The 23091-nt window shown below is 64.7% G+C and carries 25 protein-coding genes and 4 tRNA genes; 16 read left to right on the plus strand and 13 right to left on the minus strand.

Features of this window, described 5'->3' with window-relative positions:
- From H292_RS0111605 to H292_RS0111615, 3 genes are all read left to right on the plus strand, one after another.
- A complete protein-coding gene (locus H292_RS0111605; protein WP_230594379.1) occupies positions 1–417 on the plus strand; it encodes a hypothetical protein in 417 nt (138 codons plus the stop codon).
- Between the two features lie 42 nt (positions 418–459).
- The gene (locus H292_RS0111610) at positions 460–1047 is read left to right on the plus strand and encodes a helix-turn-helix domain-containing protein (RefSeq protein WP_020111539.1); all 588 of its coding nucleotides are present in this window, start codon (positions 460–462) and stop codon (positions 1045–1047) included.
- A 108-nt stretch (positions 1048–1155) separates the two neighbouring features.
- Positions 1156–1452 (plus strand): ANTAR domain-containing protein, encoded by a 297-nt coding sequence (locus tag H292_RS0111615; RefSeq protein WP_230594378.1) that lies wholly within the window; start codon positions 1156–1158, stop codon positions 1450–1452.
- On the opposite strand, the gene H292_RS28130 is transcribed toward H292_RS0111615, so the two are convergent.
- The 6 genes from H292_RS28130 to H292_RS0111645 all read right to left on the minus strand — a co-directional run bounded on the left by H292_RS28130 (position 1423) and on the right by H292_RS0111645 (position 3664).
- Positions 1423–1809, minus strand: a complete 387-nt coding sequence (locus H292_RS28130) for a hypothetical protein (protein ID WP_141216209.1) — start codon at positions 1807–1809, stop codon at positions 1423–1425. The genes H292_RS0111615 and H292_RS28130 overlap by 30 nt on opposite strands.
- The gene (locus H292_RS0111625) at positions 1796–2350 is read right to left on the minus strand and encodes a DUF6584 family protein (RefSeq protein WP_019667337.1); all 555 of its coding nucleotides are present in this window, start codon (positions 2348–2350) and stop codon (positions 1796–1798) included. The genes H292_RS28130 and H292_RS0111625 overlap by 14 nt, the downstream gene beginning before the upstream one ends.
- 121 nt (positions 2351–2471) lie before the next feature.
- Positions 2472–2548, minus strand: a tRNA-Phe gene (locus H292_RS0111630).
- A 66-nt stretch (positions 2549–2614) separates the two neighbouring features.
- Positions 2615–2688, minus strand: a tRNA-Asp gene (locus tag H292_RS0111635).
- Between the two features lie 132 nt (positions 2689–2820).
- Positions 2821–2893 (minus strand) — tRNA-Glu (locus H292_RS0111640).
- A gap of 111 nt (positions 2894–3004) precedes the next feature.
- Positions 3005–3664, minus strand: coding sequence for a TetR/AcrR family transcriptional regulator (locus tag H292_RS0111645; protein ID WP_019667338.1), 660 nt, complete (start codon positions 3662–3664; stop codon positions 3005–3007).
- A 714-nt stretch (positions 3665–4378) separates the two neighbouring features.
- Here H292_RS0111645 and H292_RS0111655 point away from each other — a divergent pair.
- The 6 genes from H292_RS0111655 to phoU all read left to right on the plus strand — a co-directional run bounded on the left by H292_RS0111655 (position 4379) and on the right by phoU (position 11130).
- Positions 4379–5632 (plus strand): lipase family protein, encoded by a 1254-nt coding sequence (locus H292_RS0111655; RefSeq protein WP_231383819.1) that lies wholly within the window; start codon positions 4379–4381, stop codon positions 5630–5632.
- 84 nt (positions 5633–5716) lie between these two features.
- Positions 5717–5789: transfer RNA gene (locus tag H292_RS0111660), tRNA-Lys, on the plus strand.
- A 275-nt stretch (positions 5790–6064) separates the two neighbouring features.
- Positions 6065–7021, plus strand: coding sequence for an acyl-ACP desaturase (locus H292_RS0111665; RefSeq protein ID WP_019667341.1), 957 nt, complete (start codon positions 6065–6067; stop codon positions 7019–7021).
- Positions 7022–7172: 151 nt separating this feature from the next.
- On the plus strand, positions 7173–8312 hold the full coding sequence (dusB, locus tag H292_RS0111670; protein WP_026348172.1) for a tRNA dihydrouridine synthase DusB: 1140 nt from the start codon (positions 7173–7175) through the stop codon (positions 8310–8312).
- Positions 8313–8462: 150 nt separating this feature from the next.
- Entirely contained in the window at positions 8463–10382 is a 1920-nt protein-coding gene (locus H292_RS0111680; RefSeq protein WP_020111541.1) for an LCP family protein, read from the plus strand.
- Positions 10383–10455: 73 nt separating this feature from the next.
- On the plus strand, positions 10456–11130 hold the full coding sequence (phoU, locus tag H292_RS0111685) for a phosphate signaling complex protein PhoU (RefSeq protein WP_019667345.1): 675 nt from the start codon (positions 10456–10458) through the stop codon (positions 11128–11130).
- Between the two features lie 165 nt (positions 11131–11295).
- Here the strand turns inward: phoU and pstB are convergent, their stop codons facing one another.
- The 6 genes from pstB to H292_RS0111715 all read right to left on the minus strand — a co-directional run bounded on the left by pstB (position 11296) and on the right by H292_RS0111715 (position 17159).
- A complete protein-coding gene (pstB, locus tag H292_RS0111690; RefSeq protein ID WP_019667346.1) occupies positions 11296–12072 on the minus strand; it encodes a phosphate ABC transporter ATP-binding protein PstB in 777 nt (258 codons plus the stop codon).
- 37 nt (positions 12073–12109) lie between these two features.
- A complete protein-coding gene (gene pstA / locus H292_RS0111695) occupies positions 12110–13018 on the minus strand; it encodes a phosphate ABC transporter permease PstA (protein ID WP_020111542.1) in 909 nt (302 codons plus the stop codon).
- 3 nt (positions 13019–13021) lie between these two features.
- On the minus strand, positions 13022–14065 hold the full coding sequence (gene pstC, locus H292_RS0111700; protein ID WP_020111543.1) for a phosphate ABC transporter permease subunit PstC: 1044 nt from the start codon (positions 14063–14065) through the stop codon (positions 13022–13024).
- A gap of 103 nt (positions 14066–14168) precedes the next feature.
- Positions 14169–15266, minus strand: a complete 1098-nt coding sequence (gene pstS, locus H292_RS0111705) for a phosphate ABC transporter substrate-binding protein PstS (RefSeq protein ID WP_020111544.1) — start codon at positions 15264–15266, stop codon at positions 14169–14171.
- 204 nt (positions 15267–15470) lie between these two features.
- Positions 15471–16379 carry a mycothiol synthase gene (gene mshD / locus H292_RS0111710; protein ID WP_019667350.1) on the minus strand — a complete coding sequence of 303 codons (909 nt, stop codon included), beginning with the start codon at positions 16377–16379 and terminating at the stop codon, positions 15471–15473.
- A gap of 6 nt (positions 16380–16385) precedes the next feature.
- Entirely contained in the window at positions 16386–17159 is a 774-nt protein-coding gene (locus H292_RS0111715; RefSeq protein ID WP_020111545.1) for a winged helix-turn-helix transcriptional regulator, read from the minus strand.
- Between the two features lie 146 nt (positions 17160–17305).
- On the opposite strand from H292_RS0111715, the gene H292_RS0111720 reads away from it, so the two are divergent.
- The 5 genes from H292_RS0111720 (at position 17306) to H292_RS0111740 (ending at position 20439) form a co-directional block, all read left to right on the plus strand.
- Positions 17306–18085 carry an LmeA family phospholipid-binding protein gene (locus H292_RS0111720; protein WP_026348174.1) on the plus strand — a complete coding sequence of 260 codons (780 nt, stop codon included), beginning with the start codon at positions 17306–17308 and terminating at the stop codon, positions 18083–18085.
- The gene (locus tag H292_RS0111725; RefSeq protein ID WP_019667353.1) at positions 18082–18516 is read left to right on the plus strand and encodes a thioredoxin family protein; all 435 of its coding nucleotides are present in this window, start codon (positions 18082–18084) and stop codon (positions 18514–18516) included. Before H292_RS0111720 ends, H292_RS0111725 begins: the two co-directional genes overlap by 4 nt.
- A gap of 183 nt (positions 18517–18699) precedes the next feature.
- Complete coding sequence (locus H292_RS0111730) at positions 18700–19242, plus strand: DUF4395 domain-containing protein (protein ID WP_020111546.1); 543 nt, start codon at positions 18700–18702, stop codon at positions 19240–19242.
- Between the two features lie 52 nt (positions 19243–19294).
- On the plus strand, positions 19295–20131 hold the full coding sequence (locus tag H292_RS0111735; RefSeq protein WP_019667355.1) for a sulfurtransferase: 837 nt from the start codon (positions 19295–19297) through the stop codon (positions 20129–20131).
- 2 nt (positions 20132–20133) lie between these two features.
- Positions 20134–20439 carry a DUF1416 domain-containing protein gene (locus tag H292_RS0111740; RefSeq protein WP_019667356.1) on the plus strand — a complete coding sequence of 102 codons (306 nt, stop codon included), beginning with the start codon at positions 20134–20136 and terminating at the stop codon, positions 20437–20439.
- Between the two features lie 63 nt (positions 20440–20502).
- Here the strand turns inward: H292_RS0111740 and H292_RS0111745 are convergent, their stop codons facing one another.
- Positions 20503–22029 carry a cutinase family protein gene (locus H292_RS0111745; RefSeq protein WP_020111547.1) on the minus strand — a complete coding sequence of 509 codons (1527 nt, stop codon included), beginning with the start codon at positions 22027–22029 and terminating at the stop codon, positions 20503–20505.
- 210 nt (positions 22030–22239) lie between these two features.
- On the opposite strand from H292_RS0111745, the gene H292_RS28745 reads away from it, so the two are divergent.
- The gene (locus H292_RS28745) at positions 22240–22362 is read left to right on the plus strand and encodes a hypothetical protein (protein WP_254924937.1); all 123 of its coding nucleotides are present in this window, start codon (positions 22240–22242) and stop codon (positions 22360–22362) included.
- The gene (locus H292_RS0111755; protein ID WP_019667359.1) at positions 22359–23033 is read left to right on the plus strand and encodes an FABP family protein; all 675 of its coding nucleotides are present in this window, start codon (positions 22359–22361) and stop codon (positions 23031–23033) included. Before H292_RS28745 ends, H292_RS0111755 begins: the two co-directional genes overlap by 4 nt.
- The last annotated feature ends 58 nt before the right edge of the window (positions 23034–23091 follow it).

A 23091-nucleotide genomic window follows, 5' to 3' on the forward strand; every position in this document is an offset into this window, starting at 1 on the left:
ATGACGATCGTTTCGCGAACCCGTACTGCGGCCCTGTCCGTCGTGATCGGTGCCCTGCTTCTTGCGGGGTGCACTGCGGAGGATCGATCCGACGCGGATCGGTCGCTCGAGAACGCCGCCGGCTCGGCAAGCAGCATCGCGACGAGTGTCCGGGATCGCGCCGGAAGCGTGTTCGACGAGGCCAAGGTGCAAGCGTTCGTGGTCGCGTTCCGTGCCCAGTTCGGTGGGCTGGCCGAGGGCAGGGACGACACCGCGATCGAGAACCTCCTGTCCAGTACGTGTACGGAGATCGCCGGCGGTACCCCGGAGTCGGACATCGTTGCGCAGTTGGAGGTGGAGGCCGCGAAGGGCGACGCCGTTCCGACGACCGAGCAGGCGCAGCGGATCTACGACCAGGCCGCACTCGCCTGCCCCTGACTCTCGCTTGACAAAATCGTTTGCCGAAACTGCAATATCCTCATGAGCACTTCCGAGGACGACGTCGGTTCGGTCATCGCAGGCGTCGGCCCGCGCCTGCGGAAGGTGCGCAGCGAACGCGGAACAACACTCTCCGCGCTGGCGGACACCACGGGCATCTCCGTCAGCACACTCTCGCGGCTGGAATCCGGCTCACGCAAACCGAGCCTCGAGCTGCTGTTGCCGATCGCACGGGCCCATCAGATTCCGCTCGACGAGTTGATCAGCCCACCGCCCGTCGAAGACCCTCGCATCAAGAGCACCCCGGTACGCCGCGAGCACGTGACCATTCACCCGCTGACCCGTCGGCCGGGCGGGATGCAGGCGTACAAACTCATCGTGGATCCGGTGCGCACCGAGCCGTCGCCCCGTGTCCACGAGGGGTACGAATGGTTGTACGTTCTCAACGGTCGATTGCGCCTCGTTCTCGGTGAACACGACATCGTCATGAAGCCGGGCGAAGCCGCCGAGTTCGACACCCGGGTACCGCATTGGTTCGGTGCAGTCGACGATCTCCCTGTGGAAATCCTCAGTCTTTTCGGCCCGCAGGGCGAACGGATGCACGTTCGAGCCAAGCCCACCGATTCGTAGCTGTTTCGCTACTTTCCAGTCGGATCCATATGGCAGAGTGAGCGATCCGAGAGCAGACGACGTCGGCTCCGGAACCACCGAAGCACACGAGAGGTACGAGGAACGTTCATGACTGAGAGAAATCCCGAAACAACGGTGTCTCGGGGACCCGCATCGCGCTCGGATGTGGATATCGCGACGGGTGTGCTCGTCGGCCGATGCGGCGTGACCGTCACTGCCGCGGTGAACGACCTGTTCGCCACCGCCCGTGACAACAGGGTGAGCCTGTTCGAGTTGGCGCGGACGGTCATCACGATCGCCGAGGGCCGCGACAGCCACGATTCCGAGTCACGACGGATAGCACTGGCGCGCTGGGGGCACGTGTTGGCGCCGGGCTCAGTTGCGCAGAGCGGGGTCTCCGCGTAGTTCGGGAAAGCGGGCGGTCATGTTGTCGATCTGGCGATACATCTCGTAGAGCTCACGACGCAACGTGGCCGCTTCGCTGTCGAGTTCACGTGCCCGGGTCAAGGCCTTGTCCGCGCGCGCTCGAAAAGACCGGGCCTGCGCAACTTCGATGGAGGCCGAACACTTCTCGATGTGCTCGGCAAGACTCCTCGCGAAGACGCGGGCCTGCGCAAGATTGACCGCGTAGTTGGCGTCGCGGTGACTCGTCTCCTGCGGGGTGGGATCGATGATGGTGCCTTCTGTTCCGGACGGTGTCGAAAAACAAACTTTACGCCTGCAGTATCTCCGACCGTCGCGCAGTGTGTCAGGAGAACACAATGGCCAACACAACCGATGCGGACGTCGCCGCGATCGCGACGATCACCAGGGTCGCCAACACACGTTGACGCAGTGGCCTGCCGCTGCGAGTCACGCTTCCGTCCGAGAACTCGTCGTCGACGAAATCGTCGACATCGACGCCCGCCTCGTCGAAGTACACCGTGTCCCTGGGTGGCACCCATTCCTGCCCGCCGGCAGCGATTGCGGTGACCAATCGGTCGAGCCGCGCGCGAGCTCGCTCCGGGTAGTACCGAGACGGGGCGTTGATGGGCAGCGATTTCGCCAACTCGAGAGCAGAACGGTGACGGGCAGCCAGGGCCTCGAACGCCGACGACGCGGTCGGGTCGTCGTCGGCTTTGTCGGTCAGGAACCACGCCGCCCCAGCGGAAGCACGATCGCCCCGCAACAGGTGGGTGTACGCGAGCAGTTCCAGAACGGGCTGGGATGCCGGCGCCGTCCTCAGTGCCTCGTACAGACGTTCCCGAGCGCCGTCGAGGTCACCCGCGGCCAAGGCGCGCTGCGCGCTGTCGATCACGTCCACAGCGAGAAGCGTAACCGTCCGGCAACTCGGTCGGCGCCGTGACCGTGAAGCGGAGCCTGCAGCAACCCGGAAACGAAACAAGCCCCCGACCGAGTTTCTCGGTGGAGGCTTGTGAACGCTGTGGTGGCCAGGGCCGGGATCGAACCGGCGACCTTCCGCTTTTCAGGCGGACGCTCGTACCAACTGAGCTACCTGGCCGGGCGGCACCGGTGACAATGCCATCTCGTGAACTACGCGCAAGCCGATGCTTTCGCATCGGATTTGCGACCCTGACGGGACTCGAACCCGCGACCTCCGCCGTGACAGGGCGGCGCGCTAACCAACTGCGCCACAGGGCCTTGCTGTGAAACATTCCCGGAGGAACTTCCCGCCGTAGACCTTAGCAGGCTTTGAACCTGCTTCGAACCGCGGCGGCCTGCAAGAGACTGCTGTACTGCCGACCGGTTTGTCAATTCCGATCGTTTCCTGCGTACCCCCTACGGGATTCGAACCCGCGCTACCGCCTTGAAAGGGCGGCGTCCTAGGCCGCTAGACGAAGGGGGCCCGACGGAATGACCCGGACTCGAATTTCTTCGGTTCCGAACTGCTCCGCCGCTACCCTCAACGGCGTTCCGTTGGGAGCTGGGATAGCTTAGGACACTTTTCGCGGAAAACTCAAACCGGCAGGTCAGACTCGGTTTCTGCGGTGTTTTCGCGCCATCCCTCAGCCTTCCAGCGGTCCAGCCATGCCGGTGACGCCATCGCGTGAAGAACGACTTCGAGCGATTCCTCGAACATCACGCGCAGATCGCGACTGTCGGAGACGAGGTCGGCCATGTACCGCTGGCCTGCAAGAGACGCAGACAGCACTCGGATGAACTTCTCCGGGCCGAACTCGGGGTCGAGGTCGCCCATCTCCTGGGCCTTCCGCGCGAGCTGCACCCCCGCACGGCCCCACACACGGCCTCCGCCGGATTGAATCTCGGCGTAGAACTCGGGCTCGACTATCAGCCGGAACTCGGCACGAACGATCACGTCGTTCTGGAACCCGAGCGCCAGGTCGTCGATGATCCCTCGGATCACCTCGAAGGGGTGCAGCGGCGAATCGAGCCATTTCTCCGTGATGGCGACGTACCGGTCCAGCGCGGCCGTCAGAACGGCACGAGCCAGGTCTTCCTTGGATTGGAAGTGAAAGTACATCGCACCCTTGGTGGCATTCGAGCCCTCCAGAATGGTGTTCACCGACGCAGCCGCGTACCCGCGGCGTGCAAACTCCGATGCCGCCGCTTCGACTATCGCTGCTCGGGTTCGCCGAGCGCGCTCTTGTTGTGCCATTGCTTCCGTGCCTCCGAACCCGAGCGACCTGCATCTATCAGCAGGCAGTACCGCTAGTCGAGCGTACTTGAACCAGCGCACTCGAGACCGACCACTCGCTCGGAAAAAGTGCTGGAAACAGTAATCCGGACAAATCTCCGAGCTGTCTTCAAACAATCCGAGTGGTACGATCAGGCCGGCTCGAGTGCGCTGCAGGGGGTGCGCACTCGAGCCGTTTCTTTGTCGCGGGCCGCGCTATTGGAGCTCTACACCGAGCAATTCCGAACGGCTTTACATATAGCCCGCCGGTGTCAATCCACGATTTCGACGCACGGCGAAATCGAGACCTCCGCCACAAAAGCGTCACAATTGTGTGAAGCGCCTCTTCCGATGGACTCGAAATGCAGCACTCCCATCGGCCACGGGTCCGACACACTTCTACCGTGCCGACGGTCGACCGAGCCCGGCCGGTCACGAATCCCCTGCCACGCAGACATTCTGGACCGCTCGACCACACCGATGGCGTCGAAACAATCGAACACCCCGGGATTCGTTGCCAGTTCGATTCATTCGCACGTCTCGACGCCGATATCGCTGTGGCCGTGCAAGTCTCAGAAGGGGTTCGTATAACGGTTTCGCCTCCGAAAGCGCCGGAAGCACTCGCCCACCCGAACTCGCCCTTACTGTGGCCCACAACACATCGTGGTCAACGACGACAACGAATTCGGGGCACGCATGACTCTTCGAACCATCCTCCGCCGATCGGCAGCAACAATCTTCAGCGTCGCGCTGCTGACCACCGCCACCTGGACGGCGAACGCCGACCCGGTGTCCGATTTCCTCGATACAGCCCAGGACCCGACACTGGCCGCGGCAACACCACTGGGCGAGCCGTGGTTCGATCCACCACCAGGATTCGAAAGCTACTCTCCCGGCGCGGTTCTCAACACCAGAACAGTCACCGTCGGCCCGTTGCTCACCCCTGTCCAATCGACACAGATCCTCTTCCGAACAACGGATTCGAAGGATAGGCCGGTCGCCGGAGCTACCACCGTCATCGTGCCGACAGCACCCTGGGCGGGGCCGGGACCCCGACCCGTCGTCGCCTACAACATGGCAATCGACTCACTCGGCCAGACATGTGCGCCGTCCTGGACACTGCCCCGCGGCATCGCACCGGAAATCGCTGCGGTACAACTCTTCCTGGCCAAGAACTACGCCGTCGTCGTCACCGATCACCAAGGCCCGCGCCAGGCGTACGCCGCCGGACGCATGGCGGGGCACGCCGTCCTCGATGCCCTACGCGCCATGGTGAATCTGCCGTCACTCGGCCTGCCTGCCGAATCACCGATCGCCATCACCGGGTACTCCGGAGGCGCCATCGCATCCGGATGGGCGGCCCAACTCGCACCGGTGTACGCACCCGACGTCAACATCGTCGGAACGGCATTCGGCGGCGCCCCCATCGACTACCGCATCCTCCTCGGGTCGATGAACGGCAACAACGCCGCATCGACCCTGTTCCTGTCGGCCGCGATGGGCGTGGCACGTGAATATCCCGAGATGTTCCAACTGATGAACGCCAACGGGCTGCGACTCGCCCAGATCGCCAAGGACATGTGCGTGTACCTGCTCGCGCCCGGCGGCCTCGTCGCGCCGATTCCTGTCCAGGCTCTCTCCGACGTGCCGAACGTCGACCGAACGCCCATAGCCGAAGAGATCATCCGGCAGACCCGCATGGGTGGCGACCTCACACCGTCGGCGCCGGTCTTCATCTATCAGGGACAGCACGAGTTCTGGATTCCCAAACAAGGCGCCGAAACCCTGTACGACGAATGGTGCGCGGGCGGCGCCCAGGTTCGACTGGAGGAATACGTCGGCGAACACATGATCGTCGCCGTCTCCGGGCTCCCAGGCTCCCATCAGTGGATCGACGACAGGCTCGCCGGGATACCGGCACCCGACGGATGCAGCAGTTTCGGTCGGTGACCGAACCCTCCCGGTGTTCTTTTCGAGAGCGCGCCAGGGGGCGTGGCGAAGTGCCGGGGCGGACCCACTACACTTTCGATCCGCGCCCCTATAGCTCAGTTGGTAGAGCTACGGACTTTTAATCCGCAGGTCGTAGGTTCGAGTCCTACTGGGGGCACTTCACCACCTCTCCCGCCACCGGGCCGAGCGGTATGTCGCATCGGGTCGCCGACGGATTCGCAGCGCACTCCCAGCTACGAGTACGCACACTTCCGAGGTGCACGGTCGTACACTCGGTAACGGTTCGACTTCGGGGAACGAACACACCCTTCGGGGGATTCTCCGACAAATCAGCCGGTGACGTGCCGCGCCCAGCGAACTCAGCGGAGTTCACAGCGTGGTTACGGTGCCGTAAGCTCGAGACCGTTGTCCGCAATGTATGGAGGCTATGTAATGGCGAGGGATCTGACACAGCTGGAGCTGCTCCAGGAGCTCGTTCCGGTTGCGGAAGACAACGTCAACCGGCACATGTCCATGGCGAAGGAGTGGCATCCCCACGACTACGTGCCGTGGGACGAAGGCCGCAACTTCGCCGAACTCGGTGGCATCGACTACGACCCGGAGCAGAGCAAACTGTCCGAGGTGGCAAAGGCCGCGATGATCACGAACCTCCTCACGGAGGACAACCTGCCGTCGTACCACCGCGAGATCGCGGAGAACTTCTCGCAGGACGGCGCCTGGGGCACCTGGGTAGGCCGGTGGACCGCCGAGGAGAACCGTCACGGCATCGTCATGCGTGACTACCTCGTCGTGACCCGCGGGGTCGATCCCGTGGCCCTCGAGCAGGCGCGCATGATCCACATGACCAACGGATTCGCCTCTCCCGCCGGTTCGCAGACGGGTCTTCTTCACTCCGTCTCGTACGTGACGTTCCAGGAGCTCGCGACGCGCGTGTCGCACCGCAACACCGGCAAGGTCTGCGACGACCCCATCGCCGACCGCATGCTCCAGCGCATCGCGGCGGACGAGAACCTGCACATGATCTTCTACCGCAACATCAGCGCTGCGGCCCTCGACATCGCACCGGATCAGACGCTGGACGCGCTGTCGGACATCGTCATGAACTTCCAGATGCCCGGCGCCGGGATGCCGAACTTCCGCCGCAACGGTGTGTTGATGGCCAAGCACGGAATCTACGACCTGCGCCAGCACCTCGAGGACGTCGTGTGGCCGGTACTGCGCAAGTGGCGCATCTTCGAGCGCGACGACTTCACCGGACGCGGCGAGAACAAGCGTGAAGAGCTGGCCGCGTTCCTCGAGGACCTCGAGAAGCAGGCGACGAAGTTCGAGGAAATGCGCGATCGCTCGCTCGCTCGCGAGGCGAAGAAGGCAGAGAAGCAAGCTTCCTGATCTCGAGCTTCCTGATCTACAGACCAGCGATCGAAGCCCTACACCTCGACCGCGGTGTAGGGCTTCGCTCGTGAATCCGACAGGCAGCACCGCAGGCTCCGCTGCCGGCCGACAGACCATCTCCGAGAAGAACACGAACGAGGCTTCACCCATGACATTGCGGATCGGTTCACTCGAACTCCGAAGCCCAGTGGTACTGGCACCGATGGCCGGTGTGACCAACGTGGCATTCCGCACCCTGTGCCGCGAGCAGGAACTCGAGCGCGCAGGCAGCACCTCGGGTCTGTACGTCTGCGAGATGGTGACCGCGCGCGCACTCGTCGAACGCCAGCCCGCCACGATGCACATGACCACATTCGGACCGACCGAGACGCCCAGGTCACTTCAGCTTTACACCGTCGACCCGGACACGACGTACGCGGCCGCGAAGATGATCGTCGACGAGAACCTCGCCGACCACATCGACATGAACTTCGGCTGCCCGGTTCCCAAGGTCACCAGAAAAGGTGGCGGCGCGGCACTGCCGTACAAGCGCAACCTGTTCGGAAGAATCGTCGCTGCAGCCGTGAAAGCCACTGAAGGAACCGATGTTCCGGTGACGGTCAAGTTCCGCGTCGGCATCGACGAGGAGCACCACACCCACCTCGACGCCGGACGAATCGCAGCCGCCGAAGGCGCCGCCGCTGTCGCACTGCATGCGCGGACGGCGTCGCAGCGGTACTCCGGCACCGCGGACTGGACGCAGATCGCACGCCTGAAGGAACACGTCACCGACGTGCCGGTCCTCGGCAACGGCGACATCTTCTCGGCGTCGGACGCTGTCCGAATGATGGCCGAAACCGGTTGTGACGGTGTGGTCGTCGGTCGCGGATGCCTCGGCAGGCCGTGGCTCTTCGCCGAGCTCAGCGCTCGGTTCGCCGGCCGCGAGGAACCCACTGCACCGACGCTGGGCGAGGTGGCCGTCGTCATCAGGCGGCACGCCGAGCTCCTGGCGGAACACCACGGGGAGGACAGAGGCCTGCGCGAGCTCCGCAAGCACGTCGCCTGGTACCTACGCGGCTTCCCCGCCGGCTCGGACCTCCGGGTGTCCATGGCGCTGGTCAAGACCCTTCCCGAGCTCGACGACCTACTGGGACAACTGGACCCGTCGGTTCCTTTCCCGAAGGACGCCGAAGGTCCTCGTGGTCGCCAGGGCTCTCCCGGTGCGGTGTCACTGCCGGAGGGGTGGCTCGACGACCCGGAGGACATCTCGGTCCCGGCGGGCGCAGACCTCATGCATTCCGGAGGCTGACCTGCACCGACGCCCGGCCGAACGTACTGAAGTGGACCACATCGAATTCCTCAGTATCATTGCTGGGATCGCCCGATCGACGGCGAGAAGATGTGTTCGAGGAAGGTCAGGTTCGAATCCGTGGTTGACGATCGAGATTCGGGCTCTTCCATGTCCGACGGTCGCGCGCCGTGGGAACGACCGATCTCGCGAATCCACAACCCCGAGTCCGAGTCCGTTCGGCCTTCCGCCGCGCCGAGGCCACAGGCTTCGGAACCCGACCCCGAACCCGAGCCCGAGCCCGAGCAGGAATCGAACGGCGGTCTGCTGAAGAGATTCGGTAAGAAGCCGTCCGGCAAGTCGGACGCCGTGTCCGTCGCCGAGCTCATGGATCGCGATTCCGAGGACGAGCGCCCGGCACCGCGCACGCCCAGAGAGTCGACCGGAGAACGCGCTCGACGGGAGCCCGACGTCGAGGCCCCCACCGAGAAGATCGATCCGATCACGGACAGCACACCTCCCCCGGTGACCGCGCTCCCGGAAGCAGTCGGTGTACCCGCCGAGTCGCGCCCCGCGCTGACCCGTCTCGCGATGAGCAAGGTGCGCCGCCGCAAGCGCATGCAGAACATGGCTCGAGGCTTGGTGTCGATCATCGCCATTCTGTCCGTGGCACTGACCGGTGTCGTCTGGGGCTACCTCCGAAGCACCGACCGCGGATTCGCTCAGGTTGCCGCGCTCGACCCCAACTCCACCGACGTCGTCGACGCCGACGGGCAGTACGGCGACGAGACGTACCTGATCGTGGGAACCGACACCAGGGCCGGTGCCAGCGGCGAGATCGGCGCCGGAACCGTCGAGGACGCCGAGGGCGCCCGATCGGACACCGTGATGCTGGTCAACATCCCGGCCGACCGTAGCCGCGTCGTCGCCGTGTCCTTTCCTCGCGACCTCGACGTCGAACGCCCCGAATGCGAAGCGTTCGACAACGACACCAACAGCTACACCGGTGAGATGTACCCGGCTGCCGATGGAGACAAGCTCAACGCCACCTACGCACTCGGCGGACCGAAGTGTCTCGTGAAGACCATCCAGAAGATCTCGGGCCTGAGAATCGGCCACTTCGTCGGTATGGACTTCGCCGGCTTCGAGTCGATGGTCGACGAAATCGGCGGAGTCGACGTCTGCACGGCGCAACCTCTCGTCGACTACGAGCTGGGCACCGTCCTCCCCAATGTCGGTGAACAGAGGATCGACGGCAGAACCGCACTGAACTATGTCCGTGCACGGCACGTCGACACCGAAGGCAACGGCGACTACGGGCGTATCAAACGCCAGCAGCGATTCCTGTCGTCACTGCTGAGGTCCGCACTGTCCAACCAGGTCCTTCTCGATCCCGGCAAGCTCAACGGCTTCGTCAGCGCGTTCACCCGGGACACCTTCGTGGAGAACGTCAAGACGCAGGACCTCATCACGCTCGGACGTTCGTTGCAGAACGTCGACGCAGGCGCCGTCACGTTCCTCACGCTCCCGACGGACGGCACCAACGAATGGGGCAACGAGATCCCCGTCGACAGCGCCATCGCAGCCCTGTTCCGAGCGATCATCGACGACCTCCCCCTCCCCGGAGAGGAACGCTCCGAGCCGACGCCCGCTCCCGAGTCCCCCGCAGAGCCGACGGTCCCCACACTCGCCGTCGACCCGGCGACCGTCTCCGTGCAGGTCTCGAACGCCTCGGACACCGCCGGCATGGCTGCCACCGCGTCGAGCGAACTCGCGTCCTACGGCTTCCAGATTCTCGACGTCGGCAACTTCGTCGGTTCTGCGGCGCAGACCGTCGTACGTTTCTCGCCCGGTCAGGAATCGGAAGCTGCTACCGTCGCCTCCGCCATACCCGGAGCCGTCATCGAACAGTCCGCTGGTCTGGACAGCGTGGTCGAGGTCGTCCTCGGCGCCGACTACCCCGGCTACACCACCGCACCGACGGTCTTCGGACAGCCGATCGAAGCCACCCAGGTCGAGGGCAGCACGGAAGCTCCGGCACTCCCCGAGAACCTCGCTTTCACCAACGCCGCCGACGACACCTGCGCCTAGTGCGAATCCATTCATGCCCCGTTCACCCGGCGGACCATGAATGGATCTGTGTGACGCACTAAACTTGCGCCTTATGCGCGTCGCCTACAACGAACAGATGAACGATTTGGCCGATACCCTCGGCGAGATGGCCACCTTGGCCGGCTCCGCCATGGACAAGGCCACCCAATCCCTCCTCCAAGCCGACCTCGTTCTCGCCGAACAGGTCATCTCCGATCACGACAAGATCACCGACCTCAGCGCGGTATGCGAGGAAAAAGCGTTCTCCCTGCTCGCCCTGCAGGCACCGGTCGCCGGTGATCTGCGTTCGGTGGTCTCCGGAATCCAGATCGTCGCCGACATCGACCGCATGGGCGCCCTCGCCCTGCACGTCGCCAAGATCACGCGCCGACGCCACCCCGCCCACGCCCTGCCCGAAGAGGTCAACGGCTACTTCGCCGAAATGGGACGCATCGCAGTTCAGCTCGGCGCATCCGCCCGCGAGGTCCTCGAAACCCGCGACCCCGAACGCGCCGCCAAGCTGCGTGAAGAAGACGAGGCAATGGACGACCTCCACCGCCACCTCTTCACCGTCCTCATGGACCGCGAATGGCAGCACGGCGTTGCCGCAGCCGTCGACGTCACACTCCTCGGCCGGTTCTACGAGCGCTTCGCCGACCATGCCGTCGAGGTCGGCCGCCGAGTGATCTTCCTGGTGACCGGCGAGCTGCCCGTCGACCTGAACGCACCCAAGCTCAGCAACTCCTGATCGTTCTTCCGTCTACCTCCGGAGCGAATGTGCCGTTCGGTCAGTCTGAGTGACCGAACGGCACGTTCGCTCCACACACCCCGGTCGAACTCGCTTCCGGCGTCCACGCGCAACGAGAAAACCCCCGACTGCTCTGGGCAGTCGGGGGTTTTTCCGTAGTGCAGGTTATCCGAAGCGACCGGAGATGTAGTCCTCGGTGGCTTTCTGGCTGGGGTTGGAGAAGATCTTCTCCGTGTCGTCGATTTCGATGAGCTGGCCGGGCTTGCCGGTGGCTTCGAGGTTGAAGAATCCGGTCTGGTCGCTGACGCGTGCGGCCTGCTGCATGTTGTGCGTCACGATGACGATGGTGAAGTCTTTCTTGAGTTCACCGATGAGGTCTTCGATGGCGAGGGTGGAGATCGGGTCGAGGGCCGAGCAGGGCTCGTCCATCAGCAGTACGTCGGGCTGGACGGCGATGGCGCGGGCGATGCACAGGCGCTGCTGCTGGCCGCCGGAGAGTCCGCCGCCTGGCTTGTCGAGGCGATCCTTGACCTCGTTCCAGAGGTTCGCACCTTTGAGGGAACGCTCGGCGATTTCGTCGAGCTCCTTCTTGCTCTTGCCGCCCTGCAGCTTGAGGCCTGCGACGACGTTGTCGCGGATGGACATCGTCGGGAACGGGTTGGGGCGCTGGAAGACCATGCCGATGGTGCGTCGCACACCGACGGGGTCGACGCCTGCGCCGTAGATGTCCTCGCCGTCGAGCAGGACGGAGCCTTCGACGCGTGCGCCGGGGGTGACCTCGTGCATGCGGTTGAGGGAGCGGAGGACTGTCGACTTACCGCAGCCGGACGGTCCGATGAAGGCGGTGACGCCGCGCGGCGGGACTGCGAGGGTGACGTTCTGCACGGCGTGGAATTTGCCGTAGTAGATGTTCACGTCTTTGAGGTCGAGACGTTTTGCCATGGTCGGCTCCTGAAGTTTCGGGGTGGGCGTGTGACGGTCAGACGTTCTTCGGCGAGAAGAACTTCGAGACCAGCTTTGCGCCGATGTTGAGCAGGGCAATGATCAGGATCAGCGTCAGGGCTGCTCCCCACATGCGCTCGGAGGTGAGCGCGCCGGTTCCTGCTTTCTGCAGGTCGACCATCATGAGCGGCAGGGACGTCTGCGGCCCGGAGAACAGGTTGAAGTTGATCGCCGTGGCGGATCCCACCAGGATCAGTACCGGTGCGGTCTCTCCCATGACGCGGGCCAGGGCGAGCATGATGCCGGTGACGATGCCGGACAGTGCCGTCGGGACGACGATCTTGGCGATGGTCTTCCACTTGGGTACGCCGAGGGCGTAGGACGCCTCACGCAGGTCCTGAGGAACGATGCGGAGCATCTCCTCGGAGGACCGCACGATGACGGGAATCATCAGCAGGACGAGAGCGAACGACACGGCGAGGCCGGACCGTTCGAAGCCGAACGTGGCGATCCACAGTGCGTAGATGAACAGGGCTGCGACGATGGACGGAACACCGGTGAGGATGTCGACCATGAAGGTGGTCAGGCGAGCCAACCGCGTACCCGCACCGTATTCGACGAGGTAGATCGCGACGAACACGCCGATCGGGATGGAGATCAGGGCGCAGAACAAGCCTTGCGTCAGGGTTCCGACGATGGCGTGGTAGGCGCCACCACCGGCGATGAACTGGGTGATGCCTGCCTGCGAGTTCTGCCACCACGTCGGGGAGACGACGGCGGAGAGCCCGCGTGAGATCACCGTGTACAGAACCCAGACCAGCGGCACGAGCGCGATGAGGACGGCCAGGCTGACGAGGACGGTGGCAGCGCCGTTCGAGAACTTGCGACGCGCACTGACGCCCTTGAACGTGGGCTCTTTGACCGGGCGATCCATGGTTGCGGTCATGGCCTAGTCCTTCTTTCCTGCGATCGCGGCGCGAGCGCCTGCGTTGACCACGAAGGTGAGTACGAAGAGCACGAGGCCTGCGGCGATGTAGGCGCCGGCCTGCAGCTGGTTGTTGAACTCGCCTGCGGCAAGGGCAATCTTGGTCGCGAACGTGCTGCCACCGTCGAACAACGTCCATCCGAAGCTCGACTGGACGCTGCGGATGATGATGTACAGGGCGATGGTCTCACCGAGGGCGCGCCCGAGGCCGAGCATCGAGCCGGAGACGAAGCCGGACTTGCCGAACGGGATGACGGTGGTGCGAACGACTTCCCAGCGAGTGGCGCCGAGGGCGAGTGCAGCCTCGATCTGTCCGCGCGGAGTCTGTACGAACACCTCGCGGGTCACCGCGGCGATGATCGGCAGGATCATCACGGCCAGCACGATGCCGCCGGTGAAGATGGTGCCGCCGCCCGCGATGGACACCGAACCGGTGGAGAACAGCGGGAACCAGCTCAGGTTCTCGTTCAGCCACTCGGCGAACGGGCTGATGGCGGGAGCAAGCACGTAGAGGCCCCAGAGGCCGAACACGATCGAGGGAACCGCGGCGAGCAGGTCGATGACGTAACCGAGTGGGCCTGCGACCTTCTTCGGCGCGTAGTTGGTCAGATAGATCGCGATTCCCAGTGCCACGGGCATGGCCAGGATCAGCGCGAAGATCGACACGGTCGCGGTCACCAGGAACAGGTCGCGAATACCGAAGATCATCGCGGAGGTGTTCGAGGTGTTCCACTGGCCGTTGTAGGTCAGGAAGTTGACCGTGTTGTTCTGCAACGACGGGATCGCGCGCCACAGCAGGAACACGCCAATGGCCGCGATGAGAACGATGACGAAGACACCCGAGCCCGTGGCGAGGGTGGAGAAGATCCGGTCACCTGGGCGCGTGACGGTGCCGCCCTTGGCTTTTTTGTCGGGCAATTGCTTGGGTTCTTCCGTGTTCCGCGGCACGCCGCCCGCGGAAATGCTCGCCGCAGATGGTTCGCCGGTGATCGAGTGGGTGTCGCTCATACCGCTCACGTCTCTCGTTTGGTGGCTTAGAGAGACGGGAGTCCCACCCGGGCGCCGCGGCTGTTGCTCGCGGCGCCCGAAGCGGGGTCTCGTCTCAATTGAATCAGGCGATCGCGTTGATCGCCGTCTCGAGGCGTTCCTTGAAGGACTCGGGCAGCGGGACGTATCCGGCTTCCTCGAGGCCCTGCTGGCCTTCGTTCGCTGCGCTCAGCAGGAACGACTTGACTGCTGCGGAGGTGTCGGCGTCGTAGCCGGCGGAGCAGACGATCTCGTAGGTGGCGAGAACCAGCGGGTAGCTGTCCGCTGCGTTCGACGCGTAGAGAGCGTCGATGTCGATTGCGAGGTCGTTGCCTTCACCGGAGAACTCGGCGGTGTCGATGGCTGCGCCTGCGGTCTCGCTGGACAGCTCGACGGGTCCGTTGCCGAAGTCGACCGCGGCGGTGCCGAGGCTTTCCTGGTCGGCGAAGCCCTTCTCGACGTAGGTGATGGAACCGGGGGTGGCTGCTACGGCCTGAGCGACGCCCGAGGATCCGTTGGCGCCTTCACCGACTCCACCGGCCCAGTCCGAGCTGTGGTCGAGGGTCCATGCCTCGGGTGCGGCTGCGGAGAGGAAGCGCTGGAAGTTGTCGCTGGTGCCCGAGGAATCGGAGCGGTAGATCGGGGTGATCGAGGTGGACGGCAGGGTCGCACCCTCGTTCAGTGCGGCGATCGCCGGGTCGTTCCACGTGGTGATCTGGCCGGTGAAGATACGTGCGGCGACGTCCGGGCTGACGACGAGGTTGTCGACGCCTTCGACGTTGTAGGCAACGGCGATCGGGCCGAAGACGAGGGGGAGGTTCCATGCCGGGTTGCCCTGGCAGCGCTCGGCTGCTGCTGCGGCCTGCTCGTCCTTGATGGTCGAGTCGGAGCCGGCGAAGTCGACGAGGCCCGCGACGAACTGGGTACGGCCGTTACCGGAACCGCTGGTCGTGTACTCGACGGCCTGCCCGGCGCAGACACCGGAGTAGATGGACGTGAAGTTGGACATCGCGTTCTGCTGAGCAGAAGATCCTTCACCGGTCAGAGGGGTCTTGCCCTCACACGTTGCTGCCGAGTCCGTGCCCGCAGCAGATTCGACGTTCGCGTCACTGCCACATGCGGTCAGCAGCATGGCGCCGATCGCCACTGCGCCTACGAGAGACGCGCTGCGCTTGAGCTTCACCTGTTTCCTCCGGGGAATCTTGTGCCGTGTCTCGTGTCCGCACTCGGGTCGTGCGTGTCACGAGGATCGAGGTGCCGGCCCGTTTGTCGTTCCTCGCACCGGGCGGCGTCGGCGCCACCCGCTGGAAAAGGTAAGGGCCGCCGGTGGACGGCTACCCCCGGGTTGGTTAACGGAAGATGAACAGAGTGGGCTGTATGTCCGGTTCTACGGACGTGCGTAGGCGACGTCGGTATGGAAACGCGTGAAACCGAGTCGCTCGTAGGTGTGCACGGCGGCAGCATTGTCCGATTCGACGTACAGGAGTACGTCTCGCAAATCCCTGCCACGCAGGTAGTGCAGGCCCGCAAGCGTCAGCACTCGGCCGAGCCCTCGGCCCTGAGCCTCGGGGTCGATGCCGACGACGTAGACCTCGCCGATCTCGTCTTCCCCCGCCTCGGCGGGGTGGACCTTGGTCCAGTGGAAGCCGAGGAGCGTGTCGGTCCCTTCCTCGAACGCAAGGAACACTCCGGCCGGGTCGAACCAGGCCTCGTCACGCCGTTCGGCGATGTCCTTCTCGGTCCATCCACCCTGCTCGGGGTGCCACGAGAACGCCGCGTTGTTGACGCGGAGCAATTCCGCGTCGTCCTGATGCCCTCGATACGTCCGAAGCGAAACATTGTCCGGCACAGTGACGTCCGGCAACGCAGGCTCGGCGAGCGGACGCCTGAGCTGAAGCAACTCGCGAGCGACCGACAGCCCGAGCGTCGACGCCAATGCCCGTGCGGCATCGATGTTTCCGTGCGCCCAGATCCGGGCCCCGGCCCCGCCGTCGGCGAAGGATCGGTCGATCAACTGTGTTCCGATTCCGCGAGTGCGGAACTCCGGGTCCACCACGATCTCGGTCATCGTGGGCGATCCGGGAGCGGTGCCCGCGTACCCGACGACGCGTGAACCGGCCGTCGCGACCAGATGGGTCGTGTCGTCGCCGGATCCGACGGATTTCAGTGCCTGTTCGGACAGCGGCGCCGTGCCGTCGACCTCGGTTGCGCGTGCGGCGATCGCCCGGATCTCGTCGACGACGTCTGGCGCCATCTCCGCGGAATCGATGCGAGCGATATCGATCGAGAGAGTCATCGTCGGTCAGTTCGTACTTCCGTTTGTCGCGCCGCCCAGTGAACTGAACTCGGCGCTGTCCGATTCGTTGTCGTCGTCGCCGTCGGGAGTCGCCGGGCCTCCCTTGGAGCTACGGCTGGGTCGCACGGCCTTGTAGCCGACGTTGCGGACGGTGCCGATGAGCGACTCGTATTCGCTTCCCAGCTTGGCCCGCAGACGCCGGACGTGGACGTCGACGGTTCTGGTGCCTCCGAAGAAGTCGTATCCCCACACTTCCTGGAGCAGCTGGGCACGGGTGAAGACACGTCCCGCATGCTGGGCCAGGTATTTGAGGAGTTCGAATTCCTTGTAGGTGAGGTCCAACGGTCGACCGCGCAACCGGGCCGTGTAGGTGCCCTCGTCGATGACGAGCTCACCGAGCGTGATCTTGCCCGATGCCTCGGGACTCGCGATGCCGCCCGACCTGCCCACGAGGAGTCGCAACCGCGCGTCGATCTCGGCGGGGCCGGTCCCGGGGAGCAGGATGTCGTCGAGACCCCACTCGGAGTTGACCGCGACGAGGCCGCCTTCGGTGAGCACCGCGACCACCGGAATCGCGGAACCGGTGCTACCGAGCAGCCGGCACAGTCCGCGCGCTGCGGCGAGGTCGGTACGGGCGTCCACCAGCGCGATGTCCGCGGCACCTGCCTCGAGCAGCGAGGAGACCTCGGTCGGAGCGGGCCGCACGTGGTGAGCCAACAATGCCAAAGACGGCAGTACGGCCTCCGGGTTCGGATCGGAGGTCAGAAGCAAGAGCTCCATTCAGCCTCCATTCTTACCGCTGTCACTCAAAGACTCCTTCGCCGAGGTCGAGTCCTTGTTCAGGCAACAAGACTAACCCGTCCGACATACCTGTCGCGTGCCGCCGTGCCCGAAAGCCCCGGCGGGCATCGGTCACAATGGGCGTCATGCGCAAACTGATCATCGGACTCGTGAGCCTGCTGGCACTTGCCGTCGTCGTGGACTTCGGAGCGGCCGCGTACTCCGAGTACCGCGTCTCACGCGCAATCCGCGACGGCGGAGATCTGACCTCCGACCCACAGGTGATCGTCCACGGGTTCCCGTTCCTGACCCAGGCCGCCGACGGCAAGTATCAGAACGTGGAGATTCGAGCCCAGGACGTACCGACCGACTACGTGGAGTCGACGACCATCGAGGCCAACCTCCGCGGCGTCGCGGTACCCCTCTCCGACCTCGTCGACGGGTCGGTGGGAGCAGTGCCCGTCGACGAACTCGACGGCCGAGTGCGCATCGAGGCGACCGACCTCGGACGGTTCCTCGGTATCGTCGACCTGCAGGTTTCCGCTCCCCCCGCGGACAAGTCGGACGGCACGGGCGGGTCGGGCGGCTCCGGTATGACCACGAACGGCGGCGTCGTCCTGACCGGCACGGTGCCCGTGGGTCCGATCGAGACCAAGGTCGCCGTCCAAGCGGACCTCATCCTCGACGGTGACAGCGTCGACATCGTTGCGAGCGACTTCTACTTCGGCCCGGAGGGGAACGCCGATTTCAGCATTCCGGACTTCGCGAAGCCTGCGGTTCTCGGGCTCTTCACCAAGACCATCGACAGGCAGACGCTGCCGTTCGGGATTCTGCCGACCGATGTCTACGCCGAGGGTTCGCAGATCGTGATCGAGGGCAATGCAAAGGACGTGACCATCGATCTCGAGCAGATCGAGAAGCCATGACCGGAATCACAATTCTCGTGGTGACGCTCGTCGTCGCCACGGTTGTCGGGCTGGTCCTCCGGTATCGATCCGGCAGGGTGCAGGTCACCGAGTCGCACGGTTCGATCGATCGCCGCGCGCTGCTTCTCGACGCCGGGGCCGTGCCGGGCGCGGCAACGGTGCTGCACTTCTCGGCGGAGTGGTGCGGTCCGTGTGCTGCTGTCCGCCGGGTCGTCGACCAGGTGATCGGCGGCTCGACCGACGGAGGAACACCGCCGAGCGGGCCACGTGAACTCGAGGTCGACATCGACGCTCACCCGATGCTCGCGAAGGAAATGGGCGTCCTGTCGCTACCGACGACGTTCGTGCTCGACGCCGAGCTGGTGGAACGAGCCAGGATTTCCGGCGTTCCGAAGGCCGACGCCCTGCGTTCCGCCCTCGAGAACCTGTAGTTCTGCTGGTCCGCGACGTCCGGTAGGATGCACGGTGTGTTCACCGCCCACGAGCTGATGCTCACCAGTCGCCGCACGGTCGATCTGTGCCGACTGGGCGGTTGTTGCTGTCGCTGCCACTGATCTCACCGCCGGCCTCGTGGCCGCGCATCCATCCGGTTCGAGATCGTCGGCGAATCTTTCGTGTTCGCCGCGCCCATGCAGTTGTCTGTCATCAGCCCAGCACGCAGGAGCACGCCGTTGTCCCCAGAATCTCCATCGCCCACAGCTTCGTCCGCCGCAGTCGACCAGGTCGATGTTCGGGGGCCACGCTTCGCGGCGTGGATCACCACGGCTGTCCTGGTACTCGTTCTGGTTCTGTCCACCTTCCAGACCACCGCTGCTGCGGTGCTCCTGGCAGTACAGGCCGTCGTGTTCGCGATCGGCGCTGCGCGGGGGCCGAGGAAGAGCCCGTACGGGGCGTTCTTCGGACACCTCGTCGCGCCGCGACTCGGACCGACCACCGAACGTGAACCCGTCGCACCGCTGAAGTTCGCTCAGCTCGTCGGCTTCCTGTTCGCTGCAGTCGGCGTCCTCGGCTTCGCGCTCGGCGCTCCCCTCGTGGGAACGATCGCGACCGGCTTCGCGCTGTTCGCGGCGTTCCTCAACGCAGCCTTCGCGTTCTGCCTGGGCTGCCAGATCTATCCCCTCGTAGCGCGACTGCGGACACAATCCGCACGCGCTTGATCGCTCGACCCCTCCACCGACCGAAGTAACGCAAAAGATCGAAAGGAAACCCATGGCTCGCTCCGACGTCCTGGTCTCTGCCGACTGGGCCGAGCAGAACCTGAACGCCCCGAAGACCGTCTTCGTCGAGGTCGACGAAGACGCAAGCGCCTACGACGGCGGTCACATCGAAGGCGCAGTGAAGCTCGACTGGCGCAAGGACCTCCAGGATGCGGTTCGTCGCGACTTCCTGAACCAGGAGCAGTTCTCCGATCTGCTCTCGTCGAAGGGCATCTCCAACGACGACACGGTCGTCCTCTACGGCGGCAACAACAACTGGTTCGCTGCATACGCGTACTGGTACTTCAAGCTGTACGGCCACAAGGACGTCAAGCTCATCGACGGTGGACGCAAGAAGTGGGAACTCGACGGCCGCCCGCTGTCGAAGGACGTCGTCACCCGTGACGCCGCGCAGTACCGCGCCGAGGCTCCCGACCTGTCGATCCGCGCGTTCCGCGACGAGGTCATCGACGCGATCGGCAACAAGAACCTCGTCGACGTGCGGTCGCCCGACGAGTTCTCCGGCAAGATCCTCGCCCCCGCTCACCTCCCGCAGGAGCAGGCACAGCAGCGCGGCCACGTCCCCGGCGCCATCAACATCCCGTGGAGCACCACTGCCAACGAGGACGGCACCTTCAAGGACGACGACGCTCTCGAGGCGCTCTACAAGGAAAAGGGATACGACGACGGCAAGGCCACCATCGCCTACTGCCGCATCGGCGAGCGTTCGAGCCACACCTGGTTCGTGCTGAAGGAACTTCTCGGCAAGTCGGACGTCAAGAACTACGACGGCAGCTGGGTAGAGTACGGCTCCCTCGTCGGAGCACCCATCGAGTTGGAGGTTCACTGATCATGTGTGCTGCACCCGTTCAGGGCCAGGCCATTCCGGCAGGCGTCGACGTCGAGAAGGAAACCGTCATCACCGGTCGTGTCCTCGGAGGCGACGGGGAGCCTGTGGGCGGTGCGTTCGTGCGCCTGCTCGACGGCACCGGTGAGTTCACCGCCGAGGTCGTCGCGTCGGGGACCGGAGACTTCCGTTTCTTCGCAGCTCCCGGCAATTGGACGCTGCGAGCACTGTCGGCGTCGGGCAACGGCCAGGCCGACATCGCGCCGGAGGGCGCAGGCATCCACTCGGCGGACGTGACCGTCGGAGTCTGATCTCTCCCGTAGACCGAAAGAACCCCCGCACCGATCGGTGCGGGGGTTCTTTTCTGTGTGGTGTCAGCCGTGCGTCGTCTCGGGAACGATTTCGGTCTTCGGCTCGGTCGACGGATCCGGCACCACGCTGTACTGCGGCGGGAAGACCCCGGGGGGAACCAGATTCAGCGACTCCAGGAACGCACCCAGATCGCTGTCGCGCGTGACGGTGCCCGGGGTGGGCAGTGTCTGCGGATTCGGCTCACGCGCAGCCTCGGGGAGGGACTCCGCATCCCGGGCCGGAGCCGGGTCCACCTCGGAAGGCGCCAGGGGTGCGTCGTCGGTGTTCTTGCGTTCGCGTTCGGTCTGCGCCAGATCGGTCACCCAGGCGACGATCTTCTCGCTCTCCCATTCGCGGCCGTCGCCCGGATTGTTGTTCCAGTACAGGAGGTGCTGGAGGAAGCCGATGAAGATGTACGGCCCGACGACGACGTCGACGATGCCCTTGTTGTTCTCGACGAGGCCCTCACCCTCCTGGCGGAGCTTCTCGCGCACCTTGTCCGCACCGGGGCCGAGAGCCCAGTTGAGATCGGCGAGGAGCTGGTCGGGAGTCAACTGCTCCCAGGCCTTCTGTTCGTCGACCTCGTAGAGCTGATCGGACACCTTGAGCAGAACTTCGAGCAGCGTCTCGTCGGACTCGAGCCAGTCCTTGTTGGTGGCGATGTCGACGATGGCGCGGGTGGCGATGGAGCTCACGGCCCGCGCGAAATCGGCGACGGTCTGCAGCGGGTTGAGAATCGTCAACCGCATCTGCCCGAGAATTCCGAGAGCCAACTGCAGCGCGACGATGTTGTCCGGCGCGTCGCAGGCCAGATCGTACGGTCGGCACGACCATGTCACCTTGTCGTTCAGCGTTCCGTAATCCTTGGCGGTCTGCGACTGGAAGCCACCGTCGGTCGGGCCGGGCTCGTCGAAGTTCGGCACACCCGCCGGCCGGTACGGCGCACCGATCATGACGACTCCTGCGATGTCGTCCCCGGTGACCAGTGCGTTCGGATCACGATGGCCGAGCTCCATGGAGACGCGTTCGATGACTTCACCGCCGACGCTGTAACCGAGCAGGACGAACTTGGTGTTGTCGCCGCACTTGGTCTTGTACTCGTCGAGCAGGCGGTTGGTGGAGGCGATGCCCTCTGCGACGGACTGTTGGTAGGTGTCGACGTCGGAGAGCACGCCGACGCCGTAGGTCGACGGGTACGGAACGTAGAGCCAACCGACGGAGCCAGGGCTGTTCGCGTTCGTTTGCCCGACGGGAAGTGTGACATTTCCCACCCAGTTCGACGCCGGGGACCGCGGCTCCTCGTTCAGGGGGTCGCGGTCGGCGTCGGAGTCCGTCGCACCGGACACTGCGAGCATCAGCACGTCCGGGCAATCCTGGGCGTAATTATTGGGGTCGATGTTCGGTTCGTCCGAGGATCCGGAGGACGAACCACTGTCCGCAGAGCCACTGTCCGGGGCAGCGGAGGCTGCGGCGGGAACCACCAACAGCAGGGCCGTTGCAATTGTCGCGGTTGTGAACAGCCAAGAGCCGGCACGTGATCGGCGCTGCATGTACGGGTCCTTCCCCAGAACTTCGAAACGTTTTCGACAGCCGTCAGCGCCGGATCTCGATACTCCCCCGACCCGACGCCAGAAGAAACGTACCGTGCAGAACGCGATCTGTAGAGACGGGACGTGAATCGGACCATTCCTGTGGGCGATCGTCAGTGAGAAGCCACTATTGCGGTCACGACAATGTCGGGGCGCGGTTCGATCCTGGACTTGGCTGGGGTTAAACTCGGCGACGTGGTCATCTTCTTCGAGGTACTGCTCGCCGTCGCTGCAGTCGCCATCATCGCGTTCTCGCTCTATGTCGTCTACCGCCTGGTCACCGACGAATCGTGAGTGATCGCGCCGCCGACGAATCGGACGAAACCCGGTCTGCCAACGAGGCCATCGCCGAGGCAGCCGAGAAGTTCGCGTCCTCGTCGACGCGCAACATCCCCACACTGCCGGACCTGCCGCATCCCGAGGACACGGCGAATCTGCGGCTGGGGCCGGATCTCAATCCCGCGCTGCTCGCACTGCTGCCGCTCGTCGGCGTGTGGCGCGGCGAAGGCGAGGGCCGCGACCCGGAATCGGGCGAGGAGTACGCCTTCGGTCAGCAGATCGTCGTCTCCCACGACGGCGGTGCGTACCTGGGCTGGGAATCGCGGTCCTGGCGTCTGGACTCCGACGGCAACTACGCGCACCCCGATCTCCGCGAGACGGGCTTCTGGCGGGTCAGTGGCGGCGACGGAGAGAAGGGCACCGAGAACGAAGAGGTCATCGAACTGCTTCTGACTCACAGCACCGGCGTCGTCGAGCTGTACTACGGCCACGCACTCAACCAGTCGTCGTGGGAGCTCGCTACCGATGTCGTCATCCGGTCGACGTCGGGTGCGCTCGTCGGCGGCGCGAAGCGCCTGTACGGCATCGTCGAAGGGGCTGATCTCGCCTACGTCGAGGAACGCATCGGAGCCGACGGCGAACTCGCACCGCGACTCTCCGCCCGGCTCGCCCGGTACATCGGCTGATTCAGCCTTACACACCATGAGCATGCGAACGGCCCCCGAGCCATACCTGCGCTGATGC

The organism is Rhodococcus sp. 114MFTsu3.1 (assembly GCF_000383555.1).
GTDB lineage: Bacteria > Actinomycetota > Actinomycetes > Mycobacteriales > Mycobacteriaceae > Rhodococcoides > Rhodococcoides fascians_E.

What these genes read in the sequence shown, in the direction of transcription:
- H292_RS0111605 (WP_230594379.1), top strand. Translation starts at nt 1, where the DNA reads ATGACGATCGTTTCGCGAACCCGTACTGCGGCCCTGTCCGTCGTGATC.
- H292_RS0111610 (WP_020111539.1), top strand. Translation starts at nt 460, where the DNA reads ATGAGCACTTCCGAGGACGACGTCGGTTCGGTCATCGCAGGCGTCGGC.
- H292_RS0111615 (WP_230594378.1), top strand. Translation starts at nt 1,156, where the DNA reads ATGACTGAGAGAAATCCCGAAACAACGGTGTCTCGGGGACCCGCATCG.
- H292_RS0111645 (WP_019667338.1), bottom strand. Translation starts at nt 3,664, where the DNA reads ATGGCACAACAAGAGCGCGCTCGGCGAACCCGAGCAGCGATAGTCGAA.
- H292_RS0111655 (WP_231383819.1), top strand. Translation starts at nt 4,379, where the DNA reads ATGACTCTTCGAACCATCCTCCGCCGATCGGCAGCAACAATCTTCAGC.
- H292_RS0111665 (WP_019667341.1), top strand. Translation starts at nt 6,065, where the DNA reads ATGGCGAGGGATCTGACACAGCTGGAGCTGCTCCAGGAGCTCGTTCCG.
- dusB (WP_026348172.1), top strand. Translation starts at nt 7,173, where the DNA reads ATGACATTGCGGATCGGTTCACTCGAACTCCGAAGCCCAGTGGTACTG.
- H292_RS0111680 (WP_020111541.1), top strand. Translation starts at nt 8,463, where the DNA reads ATGTCCGACGGTCGCGCGCCGTGGGAACGACCGATCTCGCGAATCCAC.
- phoU (WP_019667345.1), top strand. Translation starts at nt 10,456, where the DNA reads ATGCGCGTCGCCTACAACGAACAGATGAACGATTTGGCCGATACCCTC.
- pstB (WP_019667346.1), bottom strand. Translation starts at nt 12,072, where the DNA reads ATGGCAAAACGTCTCGACCTCAAAGACGTGAACATCTACTACGGCAAA.
- pstA (WP_020111542.1), bottom strand. Translation starts at nt 13,018, where the DNA reads ATGACCGCAACCATGGATCGCCCGGTCAAAGAGCCCACGTTCAAGGGC.
- pstC (WP_020111543.1), bottom strand. Translation starts at nt 14,065, where the DNA reads ATGAGCGACACCCACTCGATCACCGGCGAACCATCTGCGGCGAGCATT.
- mshD (WP_019667350.1), bottom strand. Translation starts at nt 16,379, where the DNA reads ATGACTCTCTCGATCGATATCGCTCGCATCGATTCCGCGGAGATGGCG.
- H292_RS0111715 (WP_020111545.1), bottom strand. Translation starts at nt 17,159, where the DNA reads ATGGAGCTCTTGCTTCTGACCTCCGATCCGAACCCGGAGGCCGTACTG.
- H292_RS0111720 (WP_026348174.1), top strand. Translation starts at nt 17,306, where the DNA reads ATGCGCAAACTGATCATCGGACTCGTGAGCCTGCTGGCACTTGCCGTC.
- H292_RS0111725 (WP_019667353.1), top strand. Translation starts at nt 18,082, where the DNA reads ATGACCGGAATCACAATTCTCGTGGTGACGCTCGTCGTCGCCACGGTT.
- H292_RS0111735 (WP_019667355.1), top strand. Translation starts at nt 19,295, where the DNA reads ATGGCTCGCTCCGACGTCCTGGTCTCTGCCGACTGGGCCGAGCAGAAC.
- H292_RS0111740 (WP_019667356.1), top strand. Translation starts at nt 20,134, where the DNA reads ATGTGTGCTGCACCCGTTCAGGGCCAGGCCATTCCGGCAGGCGTCGAC.
- H292_RS0111745 (WP_020111547.1), bottom strand. Translation starts at nt 22,029, where the DNA reads ATGCAGCGCCGATCACGTGCCGGCTCTTGGCTGTTCACAACCGCGACA.